Raw genomic sequence first — 18,549 nt, forward strand, 5'->3', positions numbered from 1 at the left:
AGCACGGTGCGGTAGTGCTCCACGACGCGCTGCGGGGACAGGGAGCCGGAGACGATCACCCCGGACTCGCGGATCTCGGCCAACCGGGCCTTGATCAACTCGGGCTGGATCGGGGCGGAGTACAGCTCCTGCATCCGCCGCGTGGACTGCGGCAGGTTTTCAGAGCTGAGGTCCGCGATCTCGTCCAGGACGGGCTGCGGGTCCTCGTAGCGGGTCCACAGGCCCTCGAGGTCCAGCACGCCCAGACCGCCGCAGCGGCCCAGGGCGATCGCCGTGGCCGGGGACATCACGGAGTCCATGGGCGCACCCACCACGGGGATGTCGAAGTTGTAGGCGTCGATCTGCCACGAGGTGCTCACGTCCTGCGGGTCGCGCGTGCGTCGGGAGGGAACCAGGGCGATCTCGTCCAGGCTGAACGTGCGGCGTGCCCGCTTGGAGCGCCCGATTTCGATGTCGTAACTCACGAGGGATCCTTTCACCGCGCGGAGAGCGCGGGGGCTGGCGCGATCAGCGCTTGTAGTTGGGGGCTTCCACCGTCATGGTGATGTCGTGCGGGTGGGACTCCTTGAGCCCGGCCGGCGTGATCCGCACGAACCGCCCCTTGTGCTTGAGCTCCTCGATGCTGTGCGCGCCCACGTAGAACATGGTCTGGCGCAGCCCACCGTCCAACTGGTGCAGCACGGACGCGAGCGGCCCGCGATAGGGCACCTGGCCCTCGATGCCCTCGGGGATGAGCTTCTCGTCGTCGGCCACGTCCGCCTGGAAGTAGCGGTCCTTGGAGTAGGACGTGTTCTTGCCGCGCGACTGCATGGCCCCGAGCGAGCCCATACCGCGGTACGCCTTGAACTGCTTGCCGCCCACGAACACGAGTTCCCCGGGGGACTCGTCGCAACCGGCCAGCAGGGAGCCGAGCATCACGGAGTCCGCACCGGCCACGAGCGCCTTGCCGATGTCGCCGGAGAACTGCAGCCCGCCGTCGGCGATCAGCGGCACGCCCGCGGGGATGGTGACCTGGGCGGCCTCGTTGATCGCGGTGATCTGCGGGACGCCCACGCCCGCGATCACGCGGGTCGTGCAGATGGAACCCGGACCCACACCCACCTTCACGGCGTCCGCGCCGGCATCCACGATCGCCTGGGCACCCGCGCGGGTCGCGGCCTGCCCGCCGATGATGTCCACCTGGGCGGCGGCGGAGTCCTTCTTGAGCCGGGCGATCATGTCCAGCACGCCCTGGGAGTGACCGTTGGCAGTGTCGATGAACAGGGCGTCCACGCCCGCGTCCACGAGCGCCATGGCGCGCTCGAAGCCGTCGCCGAAGAAGCCCACGGCCGCGCCCACGCGCAGCCGGCCCTCGTCGTCCTTGGTGGCCAGGGGGTACTGCTCCGCCTTGGTGAAGTCCTTGACGGTGATCAGCCCGGTCAGCCGGTCCTGCTCGTCCACCAGGGGCAGCTTCTCGATCTTGTGCTTCGCGAGCAGCGCGTGCGCCTCGTCCTTGCTCATCCCCACCTTGCCGGTGACCAGCGGCATGGGGGTCATGACGTCGCGGACGAGCCGGGTCTCGAAATCGCTCTCGGGCAGGTAGCGGGTGTCACGGTTGGTGATGATGCCCAGCAGCTTCTGGTTCTCGTCCACCACGGGCAGGCCGGAGACCTTGAAGTAGCCGCAGAGCCGGTCCAGATCGGCCAAAGTGGCGTCCGGGGAGACCGTCACGGGATTGGTGATCATCCCTGACTCGCTGCGCTTCACGCGGTCCACGTGGTCCGCCTGGTCCTGGATGGACAGGTTGCGGTGGATCACGCCGATCCCGCCCTGGCGGGCCATGGAGATGGCCATGGCCGATTCCGTGACGGTGTCCATCGCGGCGGAGAGCACGGGAGCCTCCAGCGTGATCCTGCGAGACAAGCGGGTCCTGGTGGAGGCCTCCGACGGGATCACGTCCGTGTTGCCGGGAAGCAACAGCACGTCGTCGTAGGTCAGTCCGGTGAAGCCGAACGGGTCGTCCATGAGGGCCGTGGGCACGGGTTCAGACACGAATAATCCCTTTCACGCGAGAATGTCCCCACCAGTCTACGGCGCCCGCCGAGGGCTCACTCCGCGTCCACCCCCGGTGTGACCTGGACCGCGCGGACCAGGGTGTCGTGCAACAGCGGGGCCATGCTGCGCGTGTAGTCCCACGTGAGGTGGTGGGAGTCCAACCACACCGCCACGTTGCCGATCACCGGGACGCACTCGCCCCGCGGGCAGACCAGCGGCGTGGGGTCCACTCCCACGAACCCGGGGATGGTCTCGAGCGCCTCGGCGGGGTTGTGGTCCCCGAGCACAACGTCGCTCGAGACCGAGCACAACGGGTCGTCGGGGCTGCGTTCCTGCGCGCACCGGGTCGGGTCGAAGTCCAGCCGGGGGTTGTCCCGGAACCCCACGACCGTGATGTCGTCAGCTGTGAGCTCCTGGACGATCTGTTCGAGACCGGTCACCACGTGCTCGTCCTCCCCGGACATGAGCTCGGACCGTGTGGACGTGGTGACCACCACGTCCGGTTGCATGGCCTTGAGGTACTCCAGGGCGGCCTCGTTGCCCTCACGGCACGCCGCGGACTGGCCCTCCACACCGAAGCCGCACCCCGGTTGCAGCACGGAGATCAACTGCCAGTTCTCCTCCTCCGCCACGGGGATCAGCGCGCCCATGTACTGCTCCATGTGGGAGTTGCCCACCACGGCCACGACCTTGTCCGGGTCCCGCACCTCCGGCATCTGGCGGCAGAACCCCTGGGCCGTGGCGTTGAGGCTGCGGTAGAGCCCGCTGCACTCCTGCGGCAGTCCCACCCACTGGTCCCCCATGGACTGTGGCAGGACGGGGGCGTTCGGGTCCCCCGTGAACTCGAACGCTGGGTCGAGCACGCGCGCCCCCGGGTTGTTCCGTTCCGCCTGCGCCTCGAGTTGTGCCTCGCGGTGCCGGTCGATGGCGGCCCAACTCGCGGCGGTCGCGGTGACCAGCCCCATGCACACCACGATCACGAGGCCCATGCGCCATGTCCGGGCCTCGGGCCACGCCCACCGCTTCAACGGGGTCTCGATCCACCGGGTCAACAGCATTGCCAGTACGACCGAGAGCACCACGAGTGCCACACCGGACCGGGGCCCCGCTTCGGGGCGCTCACGGATCACCAGGTAGGTGATGAGCAGCGGCCAGTGGACGAGGTACAGCGCGTACGCGGCATCCCCCAGTCGCACGATGGGGCCCCACGAGAGGAACCGGTCGAAACCGATGCTGGAACCGGACTGCCCGGCCACGATGATCGCCGCCGCCGACAGCAACGGCCACAACGCGATCCATCCCGGGAACGCGCCCTGCACGTCCACGAGCACACCGACCGAGACCATGCTCACGAAACCGAGCCAGCCCAGCACCACACGCAGCACGCGGCCTGGGTGCAGGTACGGGATCGCGAGCGCGATGAGCGACCCCAGCGCGAACTCCCACAGTCGGGCACGGGTGTCGAAGTACGCGAATTCCTGCTGGGTCGCCGTCGTCACCACCGAGAACGTGAGGGACGCGGCGAAGACGAGACCGAAGCACACGGCCAGCACGGGGATGCTGTTACGCCCCGTGCGCCGTTTGACGAACCACGCGAGCGCGAAGATCAGCGGCCACACCAGGAAGACCTGGCCCTGGACGGACAGGGACCAGAAGTGCTGGAACGGGGAAGCGGTCGAATGATCCGCGGCGTAGTAGTTGACTTCGTTCGCCGCGAGCGCCCAGTTCTCCACGTAGAGGATCGAGGCCACGCCCTGGGACCGGAACTCCGCGACGTCCGTGCGCGGGAACACGAGCCAGATGAGCACCAGGGTGAACAGGATGATCACCGTGGCCAGGGGCAGCAGGCGTTTGAACGTGTGCAGCCAGTACCGACCCAGCCCCAGCGGTCGGCCGCCCTCGATCCGGCGCACGAACGACAGCGTCATGAAGAATGCGGAGATCAGCAGGAAGACGTCCACACCACCGGACACCCGGCCCATGAACACGTGATAGACGACCACGAGCAGCACCGCGATCGCCCGCAACCCCTGCACCTCCGGGCGGAACCCCGAGTACCGCTGCACCCGTTGCGCGGAGGAGGATCCGGCAGCCCACCGGGGTCGCTGCCCCACCGGGAGCGGGGATGAACCGGCAACGGGATCCAAGGCTGGGGGAATGCGCATCTGGTCAGCCTAAACGCAGCGGGGCGCACCGATCACATCGCACCCGGTTCCGCCCCGACCCGTCTCCGTGGGTGGGCAGCGCGCACGGCCTGCGGGTTGAGCCACCCGGTCGCGCGGGGGCAGACGTCGAGCACCGTCGCCGGTCGCAGCACCACAGACGACCGGCGGCCCACCCCCCGAAAGGGGCGGGCCGCCGGCCATTCAGCGATTGCCGGAAGGATCGGGAGGACTCAGTCCTCGTCGTCCTGCTTCTCCGCCACGAGGGTCTCCGTGGTGAGCACGAGCGCGGCGATGGACGCCGCGTTCTGCAGAGCGGAACGGGTGACCTTGACGGGGTCGATGATGCCCGCGGCGAGCAGGTCCTCGTACTCGTCCGTCAGGGCGTTGTAGCCGTTGCCGGGCTCGAGGTCCGCCACACGCGCCGCGACGACGTTGCCGTCCTGGCCCGCGTTCTCCGCGATCCAGCGCAGGGGCTGGGTCAGTGCGCGCCGCACGATGGTCACGGCCGTAGCCGCGTCCCCGGTCAGACCGAGGTCCGTGCCGTCGAGCGCCTTGGAAGCGTGGACCAGCGCGGAACCGCCGCCGGCCACGATGCCCTCCTCGAGGGCCGCGCGGGTCGAGGACACGGCGTCCTCGATGCGGTGCTTGCGTTCCTTCTGCTCGACCTCGGTCGCGGCACCGACCTTGATCACCGAGATGCCACCGGCCAGGCGCGCGAGGCGCTCCTGGAGCTTCTCACGGTCCCACTCGGAGTCCGTGCGGGCGATCTCCGCCTTGATCTCCGCCACGCGCTCGGCCACGGCCTCCGAGGAGCCCGCACCGTCCACGAGCGTGGTCTGGTTCTTGGTCACGGTGATCCGGCGGGCGTTGCCCAGCTGGGACACGTCCACGCCCTCGAGCGAGATGCCGAGCTCGGGGGTGATCACGGTCGCATCCGTGAGCACGGCCAGGTCCTGCATGATCGCCTTGCGGCGGTCACCGAAACCGGGGGCCTTCAGGGCCACGACGTCGAGCGTGCCGCGCAGCTTGTTGACCACCAGGGTGGACAGGGCCTCGCCCTCGACGTCCTCGGCGATGATGGTCAGCGGCTTCTTGGCCTGCAGCACCTTCTCGAGCACGGGCATGAGGTCCTGGACCGAGGAGATCTTGCCCTGGAACAGCAGCACGAAGGTGTCGTCCAGGACGGCTTCCTGGCGCTCCGGGTCCGTGACGAAGGACGGGGACAGGTAGCCCTTGTCGAACTGCATGCCCTCGGTGACGTCCAGCTCCACCTCGGTGGAGGAACCGTCCTCGATGGTAATCACACCGTCCGTGCCCACGGTCTCGAAGGCGCGGGCGATCAGTTCGCCGATCTCCATGGACTGCGCGGAGATCGCGGCCACGTGGGCCACGTCCTTGCCCTCCACGGGGCGGGCGTTGTCGAGCAGACGCTGGGCCACGGTGGCCACGGCCGCTTCCACGCCGCGCTTGATGTCGCCCGGGGCCGCTCCGGCGGCCACGTTGCGCAGACCCTCCTTGACGATGGCCTGCGCGAGGACGGTCGCCGTGGTGGTGCCGTCACCGGCGACGTCATTGGTCTTGGTGGCCACTTCCTTGGCCAGCTGGGCGCCGAGGTTCTCGTACGGATCCTCGAGCTCCACCTCACGGGCGATGGTCACGCCGTCGTTGGTGATGGTGGGTGCGCCCCACTTCTTGTCCAGGACCACGTTGCGCCCGCGGGGGCCCAGCGTGACCTTGACGGTGTCGGCCAGTCGGTTGACACCGGATTCGAGCGCTTTGCGAGCGGCGTCGTTGAACACCAACTGCTTGGGCATGTGTGCTCCTTACGAAACGAGAAGGGTGTGGAAATGACGGCGCGGTGCCCGCGTGGCCCGTTCTCGGGCGAACGTCCGGGCACCGCGCACGAAAGTCGTTGCGGGGATTACTTCTCGATGACGGCCAGCACGTCCCGCGCCGGGAGCACCAGGTACTCCTCGCCGTTGTACTTGACCTCGGTCCCGCCGTACTTGGAGAAGATGACCACGTCACCCTCCTTGACGTCCACGGGGATGCGGTTGCCCTTGTCGTCCACGCGGCCCGGGCCCACGGCCAGGACGGTGCCTTCCTGCGGCTTCTCCTTGGCGGTGTCCGGGATGACCAGACCGGAAGCGGTGGTCTGTTCAGCGGCCAGCGGCTGAACCACGATGCGATCCTCGAGAGGCTTGATGGAGACCGACACGATCTCTCCCTTTCTTCTAGGCGTGTGAGACGGTGTGCGAACGCGCCGTGTCATGGGGTCCCATGACCGCGTCCGCCACAGGCCAGTTGGCGTGCCAACCGTCGTCGCGGTGCCGATTGAGCGCCTGGCCTTTAGCACCCTCACCATGAGAGTGCTAATCATCACTGTAGGGAGACGGGCCGCGCGCGGTCAAGGCGCGCCCGCCGCGCTCGTCTCTGGGCACAATCCGCGGGTACGACGCCGCCGTCCCCGCGGCCGCGTCAGTCGAGGCCGGCGAGCCGTCCGTGCCGCGTCAGTAGTAGACCGCGAGCCGCCCGTGGGGACCGTCGTGGCACGTGACCGGGGTGTCGAACACGCGCGTGAGGGTCTCGTCCGTCATGATCTGCTCGGGCGGGCCGAACTCCACCACGCGACCGTCCTTCACGGCGCAGATCCAGTCCGAGTAGTGGCTCGCGAAGTTGATGTCGTGCAGCACGATCAGCACGGTGCGTCCGAGCTCGTCCGCGACGCGGCGCAAGTGATGCATCATGTGCACCGAGTGGCGCATGTCCAGGTTGTTCAGGGGCTCGTCCAGCAGGAGGTACTCGGTGTCCTGGCACAGCACCATGGCCACGTAGGCGCGCTGGCGCTGACCGCCCGAGAGCTGGTCCAGGTAGCGGTTCTGCAGGGGTCCCAGGTCGAAGAATTCGATCGACTCGGAGATGATCCGCTCGTCGTCCCGGGTGATCCGCCCACGCGTGTAGGGGAAGCGACCCAGCGCCACGAGCTGGCGCACGGTGAGCCGCGCGGTGAAGTGGTTCTCCTGGCGCAGCGTGGAGACGACCTTGGCGAGTTCACGCGGCGGCGTCCTGCTCACGTCGTGACCGCCGATCTCCACGGTGCCGGCCTCGGGACCCAGCAGGTGACCCATCATGGTCAACAGCGTGGACTTCCCCGCGCCGTTGGGCCCCACGAGCGCGGTCACGCCACCGGCGGGGATCTGCAGATCCACCGGCCCGATCGCCAAGTCCGTGCCGTACTCCTTGACCAGTCCGGTCAACTGGATCACAGTCTGCCCCTCCTCAGGATCACGAAGAGGAAGACACTGCCACCCACCAGCTCGATGATGATGGACACAGCGCCCTCCGCGTAGAAGACGTTCTTCAGGACGAAATAGGCCCCGGACAGCACCGCGAAACCGATCAGCGCGGCCATGGGGAACACGTAGCGGTGGTCGTGGGTGTCCGCGAACTGGTACGCCAGGATCGCCACGAGGAACCCCAGGAACGTCATGGGCCCGATCAGGGACGTGGAGACCGCCATCAGAATGGACACCCAGAACAGGGTGAGCAGCAGCTCCCGGCGGTGGTCCATGCCCAGGTTCGTGGCCACGTCCCGCCCCATAGCCATGACGTTGAGCGTGCGGGAGTGCACGTACAGGGCCACCGTGGCCACCACGCACAGCGGCACGGCCAGCGGGAAGTACCCGGGATCCGCGTTGGCCACCGAGCCGAACAAGCGGGCGCTGAGCACGTCGAACTCGCTCGGTGAGAGCAAGCGCTGCATGAAGGTGGACACCGCGCCGAGCCCGCCGCCCAGGACGATGCCGATCAGCAGCATCACCTGCACGTTGGCGTACTTGCCCGAGAGCAACCAGCCGTAGAGCCCCAGCGCGAACACGATCATGAGGCTCACCTGCAGGGCGTACTGCGGCAGCCCCTGCACCGCACTGACCCCCACCGCACCCAGGAAGTAGACCGCCGAGGTCTGGATGAGCACGTACAGGGACTCGAAACCCATGATCGACGGCGTGATGATCCGGTTGTTCGCGGCGGTCTGGAACGCGACCGTGGCCATGGCTTGGCTCACCGCCACGATCAGGATCACCACCACGCTCGTGGCCCGGGACTCGGCGATCCGCCAGAACCCCGGGGTGCCGAACGGCAGGGGGTTGTCCCACGTGAGGATGCCCGCGCAGAACACGAGTCCCGCCACGAGCAGGGACAGCGCGGTGATCCAGTAGCGGCGGCGGTGGGCCGGGGAGACGAAGGCCCCCGATCCAGTGCGCGCCCGGTCGTGGCGCAGCGCGGTCACCTCAGACATGGCGCCGGCTTCGCAGCAACAGGGCGATGAACACCGCAGCGCCCACGATGCCCAGGATCAGGGACACGGGGACCTCGAACGGCGCGATGATCGTGCGCCCGATCAGGTCACACACCGTGACCAGGCCGATCCCGAGCAGGCACACCCACGGCAGGTTGGAGCGCAGGTCGTCGCCCCGGAACAGGGACACCACGTTGGGCACCATCAACCCCAGGAACGGCAGATTGCCCACGACCACCGTGACCACGCCGGTGGCCGCGGCCACGAGTCCGGTGCCGATCAGGATGATCCGGTTGTAGTTCAATCCCACGTTGGTCGCGATGTCCTCGCCGAGTCCCGCCACGGTGAGCCGGTCCGCAGTGATGACCACGAGCACCGCCACGAGTGCCACGACCCAGAGGGTCTCGTACTGGCCGCGCAGCACGGACGTGAAACTGCCGGCGAACCACACGCCCAGGTTCTGCAACCGGTCCGTGACGAGCGCCAGGTAGGTGGAGATCGACCCCACGACGGCCCCGAGCATGATCCCCACGATCGGCACGATCAGGGAGGAACGCAGCGTAACCCGGCGCAGGAACGCGAAGAACACCATGGTCCCCACGAACGCGGCCACGATCGCGCCGATCATCCGCGCGCTCAACCCGGCGTCCGGGGCCAGGATCATCATGAGCAACAACCCCAGCCCGGCCCACTCGGTGGTGCCCGTGGTCGTGGGTTCCACGAACCGGTTCTGGGTGAGCAACTGCATGACCAGCCCGGACATGGCCATCGCGGCACCGGCCAGGACCAGGGCCACCGTGCGGGGAATCCGGGTCAGACCCAGGAACTGCTCACCCTGGGCGTCCGAAAGGTCCGCCATCCCCGTGACCAGGGACAGCCAGAGCAGTCCCAGGACCACCAGCAGGGCGAGCCAGAACTTCCAGTCCCGGGCCACCCCCGTGCGGGTCGGACGTTGTGCAGTGGAGACCATCACGTGTGCTTCCTGGATCATGCCGAAGCCCCGCGGGAGGCTCCCGCGGGGCGTCGGTGGTCGTGCGGGGTGGGAGGGATCAGTTGCTCCGGCCTCCCAGTTTCTCCGCGATGTCGTCGAGGATCTCGGTGTAGGTCTGGATCCCCTCGTTCGTGTAGGTGTCCGCGGGCAGGTAGACCACGTTGCCGTTCTTCACCGCGGGGACGTCCTTGAGGGCCTCGGACTTCTCGATCACCTCGGACGCCGGGCTGGCACCCTCGGAGGTCTTCACGCCCGCGTCACGGTCCAGCACGATGAGCAGTTCCGGGCGGGACTGGGCGATGGCCTCCACGGAGATGTCGTCCCCCTGGTGGTTGTCGGAGCCCTCGACCTTCAGCGCAGGCTGCAGCCCCACCATGTCGAACAGCGGGCCGATCGTGCGTCCCTTGCTCGGTGCCACGTACCCGATGTCACCACCGGAGACGATCACGCCCATCGTGGACTGGCCGTCGTAGGCGTCCTTGGCGCGCTGGGCGGCCTGGTCGAGCCCGTCGGTGAGTCGGCGGGCTTCCTCCTGCTTGCCGAAGACCTCACCCAGGGCCGTGGTCTGGCGCTTGAGTTCCTCGTCCAGCGCCTGATCGTCGCGCGGATCCAGTTCCAGCATGGCGGCGTCCGGGACGAGCTTTTTGATGTCGTCGTAGTACTGCGCGAAGCGCTGCCCGTTGATCACGAGGTCCGGGTCCACCCCGGCGATCGCCTCGAGATTCGGTTCACGGTGCGAACCCAGGTCCACCACGGCGTCGTCGTTCGCATAGGAGATGCCGTTCGGGATCAGCTGCTTGGGGGCGGCCTTGAGCTGTACGCCCCAGTCCGCGAGCGTCTCGAACACCCGGTTGTCGGTGGCCACCACGGACTGCGGCGGTGCGGGAACGGTCTGCTCGCCCTTGTTGTCCGTGACGGTCACGGTGGCCGAGGACGCCTGGGTGTCGGAGGCGTTCTGGGCGTTGGCACCGCATCCCACGAGGGCCAGTGCCGCCACGGCACTCAGCGCCACACCGGGGATCAATCGGTTCATGGACATGGATCTTCTCGCAATCTCGCGGGGTCGTCTGTTACGGGCGGCCAGCCACTAGGTGAGCCTAACCTAATTAGGGATGCGGATCGTAATGTAAATGGCTCTGTGACGGGCGTCGCGGCCCGCGCGTTCGCCGCGGCTTCCCCGCGCCGTGATGTGATGGACGTGTGAACGCCTCCACCGCCCCCGACGACGCCGAGACCCGCAGCCTCGCCCAGCTGCTGACCCCGCGGGGGATGCGGCTGCTGGATTCGCTGGGCCCCTACGACCCGGACGCCACGTTCGCGCTCTCCCAGTCCCTGCGAGCACAGGGCCATGACCCGGAGCTCGTGGCCGCGGTCCTCACCCAGTCCCGGTTGCGCGCCAAGGCCCACGCCAAGTTCGGGGACTTCGCCCGTCATATGGTCTTCACGCGCGACGGTGTGGAGCAGGCCACCCGGTGGTCGGTGGCCGCCCTGCACGCCCAGCGGTTCGCGCAAGCGGGGATCGAGCACGTGGTGGACCTGGGATGTGGGATCGGCGCGGACTCGCTGGCCCTGGCCGCGCTCGAGCGCACGGTCACCGCGGTCGAGCGGGACCCGGTCACCGCGGCCGTGGCGACCGTCAACCTCACGGGGTGGCCGCGCGCTCGCGTCGTGTGCGCGGACGCGCAGTCCTTGGACCTGGACGCCCTTGAGTCCGGTCCCGCGCAGGGCGTGTGGTTGGACCCCGCGCGCCGGGTCTCGGGTCATGGGCGCACGCGGCGGTTGTTCGACCCGGAGGCCTTCTCCCCTCCCCTGTCCTTCGTTACGGACCTCGCGGACCGGGGGCTCTCCGTGGGCGCCAAGCTCGGTCCCGGCATCCCCCACGAGCACGTCCCGCGCGCCGCGGAGGCCCAGTGGATCTCACAGCACGGTGACGTGGTGGAGGCCGCGCTGTGGTTCAACGCCGTGCGCCGCCCGGACGTCGCACGCGCCGCCCTGGTCCTCGGACACGACGGCGCACCCCGCCTTCCCGGCGCCGCCGACGACGCGCTCGTGCCGGGTGACGACGCGCCGGGTGCCGGGGACGGCCGGAGCGGTGACGCATCCCGGGACGGTGCCGCGGCGTCGTCGGCGGCCGAACTGACCTCCGCGACGTGGGAGTCGCCCGCGGCGGAAGGGGAACTGCTGGGCGCGGTGGGGCAGTACTTCTACGAGCCCGACGGCGCGGTGATCCGCGCGGGGCTCGTGACCGATCTCGCGCAGCGCATCGGAGCGCGTCTGATCCATCCCGCGATCGCGTACCTGAGCTCGGACACGCTCGTGCACACCCCGCTGGCCACCGCGTACGAGGTGCGCGAGGTGCTGCCCCACACCGTGAAGACCCTCAAGAAGTGGGTGCGGGAGCAGGACGTGGGGACCCTGGAGATCAAGAAACGCGGCACGGACGTGACCCCCGAGCAACTGCGTAAGCAACTTGCACCCCGGGGTTCGCAGCGAGCGACCCTGGTCATGACGCGACTCGAACAGGCGGGGAAGGAACGGCGCGTGGTGCTCGCCGTAAACCTCGTACACTGATACCCCTGTGTTCGGACCGCGCGCGACACCCCGGTGGTCGGCAACGACGTCCCGGTTCAGGTCACGACCGCCGATCCCGGTGCACCCATGAGAGGACCACGCCGTGCAGATTGATTTCCACAGCTCCGAACGTTCCACCCTGGGTGTGGAGTGGGAGGTCGCCCTGGTCGAGCGCGAGAGCGGCGAGCTCGCCCCGCGCGGCCAGGAGGTCCTCGATGCCCTCGTGGCGCAGCACCCGCAGTTCGGTGAGGAGGGGGACCACCCCCATGTCACGGGCGAGTTCCTGCAGAACACCGTGGAGATGGTGACCGGTGTGTGCGACACCGTGGGCGAGGCCGTGGACCAGCTCGCGGACACCCAGGACCGGATCCGGGAAATCACGGATCCTCGGTCCCTCGAGATCTTCGGCGCGGGGACCCACCCGTTCTCCCAGTGGGCGGACCAGCCCGTGGTGGACAAGGAACGCTACTTCAAGGTCCTGGACCGCGCGCAGTACTGGGGCCGGCAGATGGTGATCTTCGGGGCCCACGTGCACGTGGGCATCGACCACCGGGACAAGGCCCTGCCCGTCCTGGAGGGCCTGCTCAACTACTACCCCCACCTGCTCGCGTTGTCCGCGAACTCGCCGTACTGGTGCGGCCAGGACACGGGGTACGCGTCCCACCGGGCACTGATCTTCCAGCAGCTGTCCACGGCGGGGCTGCCCTTCCACTTCGACACGTGGGGCGAGTACGAGTCCTACGTCAACGACCTCATCGAGACCGGCGTGATCGAGGAGATCTCCGAGAACCGCTGGGACATCCGCCCCGTCCCCCGCTTCGGGACCGTGGAGATGCGCGTGTGCGACGGTCCCTCGACCCTGCGGGAGGTGGGCGCGATCGCCGCACTGACGCAGTGCCTGGTGGAGTCCTTCTCCCGTTCCCTCAACGACGGCGGGACGATCCCCGTGATGCCCCCGTGGCACCACCAGGAGAACAAGTGGCGCGCCGCGCGCTACGGTCTCGAGGCCGTGGTGATCCGGGACACCCGCAACCGCGAGCGCCTGGTCACGGAGGACCTCGCGGATCTGCTCACCGATCTGGAACCCCTCGCGGACGAGCTCGGCTGCGCCCGCGAGCTCGCGCACGTGGAGACCATGATGAGCGGGGCTGTGGGCTATCAGCGCCAACGGCGCGTGGCCCGGGAGAACGGCGGGGACCTGCGCGCCGTGGTCATGGACATCGTGGAGCGCAACCGCTCGGAACGCTGATCCGGATACGGCCCGGCAGGACTACGCCGCGGGCATCGACACCGTGGACACCGGCAGGCCGGGGTCCGCGGTGAACGAGATCCCGGTGGGCTGACGGCCCTGCGCCACCAGCCGGGAGCCCAGGGCCGCGACCATCGCCCCGTTGTCGGTGCACAGGGACAGCGGCGGGATCACCACGGGAATCCCGTGCTCACCGCACCGCGCGGTCACGACCTCTCGCAACCGGGAATTGGCGGCCACGCCCCCGCCCATGAGAAGCGTGGTGATCCCGTGTTCGGTGCACGCCAGCACGGTCTTGCGCGCGATCACGTCCACGACCGACTCCTGGAAGCTTGCGGCCACGTCCGCCACGGGGACGGGTTGATCGGCGGCGTCGAACGCCTCGACCACGCGGGCCACGGCCGTCTTCAAGCCGGAGAAGGACATGTCGTAACGGTGCGGACCGGGATTCTCGGCCGACCCCATGTACTTGCCCGCCGTCAGCCCCCGGGGGAACGCGAAAGCCGTCGGGTCGCCGTCCTTCGCGGCCTTGTCGATCGCTGGCCCACCGGGGTAGGAGAGGCCGAGCAGGCGGGCGACCTTGTCGTAGGCCTCGCCGGCGGCGTCGTCGATCGTGGCGCCCAGGAGCCGCACGTCGCTCGTGATGTCGGGGACGGCCAGGATCTCGGTGTGGCCCCCGGAGACGAGCAGCGCGCCCAGGCCGTCGGGCAGCTCACCGCGGTCGTCGAGCAGACCCACCCCCACGTGGGCCACGAGGTGGTTGATCGCGTACAGGGGTTTGCCCGTGGCCACCGCGAGTGCCTTGGCCGCCGCGACGCCTACCATGAGCGCCCCGGCGAGCCCGGGCCCGGAGGTCACGGCGATCGCGTCGAGCTGGTCCAGGGTCACACCGGCGTCGTCGAGCGCAGCACGCACCGCGGGGACGAACGCCTCGAGGTGCGCGCGCGAGGCGATCTCGGGGATCACGCCGCCGAAGCGCACGTGTTCGGCCATGGACGAGGACACCGTGTTGGTGAGCAGCTCGGTGCCCCGCACGATCCCGATACCCGTCTCGTCGCACGAGGACTCGATGCCCATGACGAGCGGTTCAGCGGTGTTCATGAATGGTCCTTCCGTCCGCGCTGCGGGTGGGCTCCTTCGCGGGGACCAGTTCGCAGCGCATGATCAGCGCGTCGTGGCCGGGCCCGTAGTAGTGCGCCCGGGTGTGGATGTGGTGATAGCCGAAGTGGCGGTACAGCTCTTGTGCCCGCGGATTGTCCGCCCGCACCTCGAGCATTATCTCGGTGGCGCCGCTGCGAATCGCGGCCTCGTGCAGCACGCGCAGCAGGGCACTGCCCAGGCCCTTGCCCTCGTGGTCCTTCGCGACCGCGATGGTCTGCACATCCGCGACCGGTGGGATGCTCATCATCCCCGCGTAGCCCACGATCTCCCGGTCCCGGGTGAGCACCCAGTACTGCCGTGTGGGGTGGGTCAGTTCCTCGTGGAACATGTGCCGGGGCCAGGCGTCCTCGGGGAACAGGACGGTCTCCAGCGCGTACACGTCCTCGAGGTCCCCGGGTTGCATGGGGCGCAGCGCGTAGCCCGCCGGTAACGACGACGCCGCTCCCACCGCAGCCGCGTGCCCTCCCGTCATGGGGTGGCCCGTCATCGGGTGGCTCGCTTGGGGGATGCGGGCACCTTGGCGTCGGAATCGCGCAGGTACAGGGGGGACGTGTCAGTGCTCAGTTCCTGGCCGCGGCTCGTGATCGCCCACGCCGCCCGGGCGAGATCTGCGGCGGAGGGGTGCAGGTCCGAGAATCCCGGGACCGCGTGCGACAACCGATCGGGGTAGAGCCCCGCACCGGAGCCGTAGCACGGCAGCGCGGGAACGTCCTCCGGGGGGCCAACCCGGGGATCGCCCAGCGGGGTGATCACGGGTCCGAGCTCGTCCTCGTGCACCCGGTAGTCGCGGCGGTAGAGCTCCTTGCGGCGCGCATCGGTGACCACCACGAACTCCGCATGACCCGCGGCGAGCGCCTCCGGGGCCACGTGGAACGCCGCCGCGTCCAGGGAACACACCCCATGGACAGGCAGGGCCCATGCAAAGCCCAAGGTGCGACCGGTCACAAGTCCCGCGCGCAGACCCGTGAACGGTCCGGGACCGGTGCCCACGAGAACGGCGTCCAGGTCGGTGCCGGTGAGGCCCGCCTCCGCCATGAGGTCGTGCACGGCGGGAGCCAGGGCCTCGGCGTGGGATCGGGTGTCGACGGTGTCGAACCTGCTCAAGACCTCACCGTCCCGGGACAGTGCCACGGACGCAATCGACGAGGAATCCAGACTCAGCACAAGCACCCGAACAGTCTAAGCCCGGCCCCGCGACCGCTCCGGGCCCCGGCGACCGCCCGCCGCCATCACTCCGGGCTCCGGCCGCCCCTCGCCCCGGCACTGCGTGGCGAGGTCACAACTGGAGGGGGTCCGCCCAACGGGGTCCGTAGCCGCGCACGATCACCGCGCGCGGTTCATCGCTGAGTTGCTCCGCGGATTTCCACTCGTCGTTGAGGGCGCGGATCACGTCCGCCGCGGAGGGGGAATCGCCCTCTCCGTCGGAACCTGATCCGCCGGAGAGCACCGCCCCACTGAGATCCGCGGGGTCCTCACCGTCCGTGGTCCCCACGGTGGACTCCGCACCCGTCGCGTCCGACACCGGATCCGCCGAGCCGGGCCCGTCCTGCGTGCCCCGCGCCCGGACGATGTCGATCACCAACCGGGAATCGCTGAGGTGTTCCACCTTGCCGGTCCCCCACTCCACGACGGTCACGCACGTGTCCACGGTGTCCTCGAGGTCGATGTCGTCCACGTCCGCCGCGGAGTCCAAGCGATAGGCGTCCACGTGCACGAGATCGGGTCCGCCCGGGCGGGGCCCGTCCGGATCGTTGGGGTGCACGCGGCTCAACACGAACGTGGGGGATATGATCCCGTCGCGCACGCCGAGGCCCCGGCCGAGCCCCTGGGTGAACGTGGTCTTCCCGGCGCCGAGGTCACCGTTGAGCATGACCAGGTCCCCGGCCCGCAGGTGCTCGGCCACCCGCTCGGCGAGCACCCGGGTGTCATGAGCGGTGTCGGGATGCCGAGTCACGGTCCAGGCGGCACCGTCCGCCGCGCTCCCGGCTGTTCCGACGCCGTCGGCATCGGGAGCGTTCACGTACTCCCGGGGTACGCGCGGCGAGATCCTCGTGACGATCTCGTAGTTGATCGTCCCCGCGGCATCCGCCCACCGCGTAGCGGACGGGTCCTCCCCCGCCCCGAACAGCACGGCCTCGTCCCCCACGCGCACGGGCGGTTCCGCCGCGGACGAGTCCACTCCGGGCGGTTCCGATCCGGACGACGACGCCGCGGGCTCCCCGCCCCGCGACAGGTCCACGACGCACTGGTCCATCGCGATCCGCCCCACCACGGGGTACACCCGGTCCCCGATCCGCACGGGGGCGCCCGTGGCTACCCGGGGAACGCCGTCGGCGTAGCCCAGCGGGATCAGCGCAAGGTGCGTGGGCCCGGTGGTGCGGTACGCGAAACCGTACGAGACCCCGTGGCCCGCGGGCACGGCTTTGACGTTGGCCACACGGGTCCGCAGGGTCATGACCGGGCGCAGGCCGAAGTCCTCGGGGGTGCGATCCGCGAACGGGCTCAGCCCGTACAGGCCCAGCCCCACCCGCACGGCGTCGCGGAGCACGAGATCGGGGTCCGCCATGTCCTGTGCCCCGAATAATCCGGGGGTGTTGGCCGCGTGGATCAGGGTGGGGTCCAGGCCCGCGTCGCGCGCGATCCGCACCGCATCGCTGAGTGCGTGTAATTGCGCAACGGTCTCGGCCTCGCGCTGCGGTTCGTCCGCGACGGCGAGGTGCGTGAAGATCCCTTCCACGCTCAGCAGACCGGCGTTCTGAGCGGCCACCACGCGCTCGACGAACCCGGGCCACTCCTCCACCGTGGCACCGTTGCGGCCGAGCCCGGAATCGAGTTTCAGGTGCACCGTGGCCGGGGTGCCCGTGTCGCGGGCGGCGGCCAGAACGGCGTCGAGCTCCCACCCGTTGAGACCCAGGCGGACGTCGCGTCGCAGCGCCTGTTCGAAGTCCGTGGCAGGGGTGTGCAGCCACGCGAGCACGGGGGCGGTGATGCCCGCGTCGCGCAGGGCCACCGCCTCGGACGCGTGCGCCGTGCCGAGCATATGGGCGCCGGCGGCGAGCACCGCGCGCGCCACCGGAACCGCCCCGTGGCCGTACGCATCTGCCTTGACCACGGCGATCAGCGTGCGCCCCCGGGCGAGTTCCGCGAGGCGCCGCACGTTGTGCTGCACGGCGGAGAGGTCCACCACCGCGCTGCGTTCGCTGGGTTGCCGGGGCTGTCGGTCTGTCATCGCACTCACCATTCCATTGTGCCCTGCGCCGCCGGCGCGCCCGGCGCCGCCCGAGTCACGCGCACTCGTTCCCGGGCGGGCGGTCCCGGTACGCCGCCCCAGTAGGCTGGTCGCGTGTCCTCTCCCGATCGGCCCCGTGTCCTGCTGCTGAGCATGCACACGTCCCCCGTGGACCAGCCCGGGACCGGGGACGCCGGTGGCATGAACGTGTACGTGTGGCACCTAGCCCACGCGCTCGCCCACGCGGGCTGGGCCGTGGACATGGCCACCCTCGATCGCGATCCGTCCCATTCCCCCGGCATCCGCACGACGGACCTCGCCCCGGGCGTGCGGCTGCTCACCGTGGCGCTCGCGGGCGCCGCAGAGGTCCCCAAGGAGGGCCTGCCCCGGTTTGCTCGTGCCTTCGGCGAGGCCCTCGCACAGCATTACGCCGACGACGCCGCGCCCGTCGTGCACGCCCACTACTGGCTCTCCGGCGTGGCCGGGCTCCACGTGGCCAGCTTCCTCCGGGCTCCCCTCGTCCTGACCCTGCACACCTCCGCCGCCGCCAAGAACCTGCGCGCCGGATCGGACGAGTCCCCCGAACCGGCCGAGCGGGAGGCCGCCGAACGAGAACTGATCGCCCACGCCTGCCGCACCGTGGTGAACACCCCCGCGGAACAGCGGCAGGTCGTGGAGCTGTACGGCGCGGATCCGGCGAGCGTGGTCGTGATCCCGCCCGGGGTGGACCCCGAGGTCTTCCACCCGCCGGTCCCGGACGAACGGGACGAGTTACGGAACGGGCCCTTCACCGTCCTGTCCGCGGGACGCATGCAGCCCCTCAAGGGACAGCAGATCCTGGTCCGCGCG

At 69.5% G+C, this 18,549-nt stretch carries 16 protein-coding genes; 3 read left to right on the top strand and 13 right to left on the bottom strand.

What is annotated here, in order from left to right; genetic code table 11:
- From B3I25_RS06155 to B3I25_RS06195, 9 genes are all read right to left on the bottom strand, one after another.
- On the bottom strand, positions 1 to 464 hold a 464-nt coding region (locus B3I25_RS06155), incomplete at its 3' end, for an IMP dehydrogenase (RefSeq protein WP_286738311.1).
- A 43-nt stretch (positions 465 to 507) separates the two neighbouring features.
- A complete protein-coding gene (gene guaB / locus B3I25_RS06160) occupies positions 508 to 2,004 on the bottom strand; it encodes an IMP dehydrogenase (RefSeq protein WP_286738327.1) in 1,497 nt (498 codons plus the stop codon).
- Between the two features lie 83 nt (positions 2,005 to 2,087).
- Positions 2,088 to 4,199 carry an acyltransferase family protein gene (locus tag B3I25_RS06165; protein WP_286738312.1) on the bottom strand — a complete coding sequence of 704 codons (2,112 nt, stop codon included), beginning with the start codon at positions 4,197 to 4,199 and terminating at the stop codon, positions 2,088 to 2,090.
- 230 nt (positions 4,200 to 4,429) lie between these two features.
- The gene (gene groL / locus B3I25_RS06170) at positions 4,430 to 6,013 is read right to left on the bottom strand and encodes a chaperonin GroEL (RefSeq protein WP_064847323.1); all 1,584 of its coding nucleotides are present in this window, start codon (positions 6,011 to 6,013) and stop codon (positions 4,430 to 4,432) included.
- 107 nt (positions 6,014 to 6,120) lie between these two features.
- Positions 6,121 to 6,417, bottom strand: a complete 297-nt coding sequence (gene groES, locus B3I25_RS06175) for a co-chaperone GroES (RefSeq protein ID WP_035959438.1) — start codon at positions 6,415 to 6,417, stop codon at positions 6,121 to 6,123.
- Between the two features lie 292 nt (positions 6,418 to 6,709).
- On the bottom strand, positions 6,710 to 7,465 hold the full coding sequence (locus tag B3I25_RS06180) for an ABC transporter ATP-binding protein (RefSeq protein ID WP_193518875.1): 756 nt from the start codon (positions 7,463 to 7,465) through the stop codon (positions 6,710 to 6,712).
- On the bottom strand, positions 7,462 to 8,499 hold the full coding sequence (locus B3I25_RS06185; protein WP_206399400.1) for an iron chelate uptake ABC transporter family permease subunit: 1,038 nt from the start codon (positions 8,497 to 8,499) through the stop codon (positions 7,462 to 7,464). The genes B3I25_RS06180 and B3I25_RS06185 overlap by 4 nt, the downstream gene beginning before the upstream one ends.
- Positions 8,492 to 9,469 (bottom strand): ABC transporter permease, encoded by a 978-nt coding sequence (locus tag B3I25_RS06190; protein ID WP_286738329.1) that lies wholly within the window; start codon positions 9,467 to 9,469, stop codon positions 8,492 to 8,494. Before B3I25_RS06190 ends, B3I25_RS06185 begins: the two co-directional genes overlap by 8 nt.
- A 79-nt stretch (positions 9,470 to 9,548) precedes the next feature.
- Positions 9,549 to 10,529, bottom strand: a complete 981-nt coding sequence (locus B3I25_RS06195; protein WP_286738315.1) for a siderophore ABC transporter substrate-binding protein — start codon at positions 10,527 to 10,529, stop codon at positions 9,549 to 9,551.
- Positions 10,530 to 10,690: 161 nt separating this feature from the next.
- Between B3I25_RS06195 and B3I25_RS06200 the strand changes: the two genes are divergently transcribed.
- Both B3I25_RS06200 and B3I25_RS06205 read left to right on the top strand, forming a co-directional pair.
- Positions 10,691 to 12,061 (top strand): class I SAM-dependent methyltransferase, encoded by a 1,371-nt coding sequence (locus B3I25_RS06200; protein ID WP_064847326.1) that lies wholly within the window; start codon positions 10,691 to 10,693, stop codon positions 12,059 to 12,061.
- 103 nt (positions 12,062 to 12,164) lie between these two features.
- Positions 12,165 to 13,310: a glutamate--cysteine ligase gene (locus B3I25_RS06205; RefSeq protein WP_064847327.1), complete on the top strand. Its 1,146-nt coding sequence runs from the start codon at positions 12,165 to 12,167 to the stop codon at positions 13,308 to 13,310.
- 21 nt (positions 13,311 to 13,331) lie between these two features.
- Here the strand turns inward: B3I25_RS06205 and tsaD are convergent, their stop codons facing one another.
- From tsaD to alr, 4 genes are all read right to left on the bottom strand, one after another.
- On the bottom strand, positions 13,332 to 14,411 hold the full coding sequence (gene tsaD / locus B3I25_RS06210; RefSeq protein WP_098054353.1) for a tRNA (adenosine(37)-N6)-threonylcarbamoyltransferase complex transferase subunit TsaD: 1,080 nt from the start codon (positions 14,409 to 14,411) through the stop codon (positions 13,332 to 13,334).
- Complete coding sequence (gene rimI, locus B3I25_RS06215; RefSeq protein ID WP_286738318.1) at positions 14,398 to 14,943, bottom strand: ribosomal protein S18-alanine N-acetyltransferase; 546 nt, start codon at positions 14,941 to 14,943, stop codon at positions 14,398 to 14,400. The genes tsaD and rimI overlap by 14 nt, the downstream gene beginning before the upstream one ends.
- A gap of 11 nt (positions 14,944 to 14,954) precedes the next feature.
- Complete coding sequence (tsaB, locus tag B3I25_RS06220; RefSeq protein WP_035959476.1) at positions 14,955 to 15,641, bottom strand: tRNA (adenosine(37)-N6)-threonylcarbamoyltransferase complex dimerization subunit type 1 TsaB; 687 nt, start codon at positions 15,639 to 15,641, stop codon at positions 14,955 to 14,957.
- A 106-nt stretch (positions 15,642 to 15,747) separates the two neighbouring features.
- Positions 15,748 to 17,700: an alanine racemase gene (alr, locus tag B3I25_RS06225; protein WP_286738320.1), complete on the bottom strand. Its 1,953-nt coding sequence runs from the start codon at positions 17,698 to 17,700 to the stop codon at positions 15,748 to 15,750.
- 114 nt (positions 17,701 to 17,814) lie between these two features.
- Between alr and B3I25_RS06230 the strand changes: the two genes are divergently transcribed.
- Positions 17,815 to 18,549: glycosyltransferase (locus B3I25_RS06230; RefSeq protein ID WP_286738322.1), on the top strand; the 735-nt coding region annotated here is incomplete at its 3' end.

It is taken from the genome of Kocuria sp. UBA1838, assembly GCF_002338785.1.
In the GTDB taxonomy this organism is placed as follows: domain Bacteria; phylum Actinomycetota; class Actinomycetes; order Actinomycetales; family Micrococcaceae; genus Kocuria; species Kocuria marina.

Coding starts and splice junctions, on each gene's coding strand:
- B3I25_RS06195 (WP_286738315.1), bottom strand. CDS start 10,529: ATGTCCATGAACCGATTGATCCCCGGTGTGGCGCTGAGTGCCGTGGCG.
- rimI (WP_286738318.1), bottom strand. CDS start 14,943: ATGACGGGAGGGCACGCGGCTGCGGTGGGAGCGGCGTCGTCGTTACCG.
- B3I25_RS06185 (WP_206399400.1), bottom strand. CDS start 8,499: ATGTCTGAGGTGACCGCGCTGCGCCACGACCGGGCGCGCACTGGATCG.
- groL (WP_064847323.1), bottom strand. CDS start 6,013: ATGCCCAAGCAGTTGGTGTTCAACGACGCCGCTCGCAAAGCGCTCGAA.
- B3I25_RS06190 (WP_286738329.1), bottom strand. CDS start 9,469: ATGGTCTCCACTGCACAACGTCCGACCCGCACGGGGGTGGCCCGGGAC.
- guaB (WP_286738327.1), bottom strand. CDS start 2,004: ATGGACGACCCGTTCGGCTTCACCGGACTGACCTACGACGACGTGCTG.
- B3I25_RS06165 (WP_286738312.1), bottom strand. CDS start 4,199: ATGCGCATTCCCCCAGCCTTGGATCCCGTTGCCGGTTCATCCCCGCTC.
- tsaD (WP_098054353.1), bottom strand. CDS start 14,411: ATGAACACCGCTGAACCGCTCGTCATGGGCATCGAGTCCTCGTGCGAC.
- alr (WP_286738320.1), bottom strand. CDS start 17,700: ATGACAGACCGACAGCCCCGGCAACCCAGCGAACGCAGCGCGGTGGTG.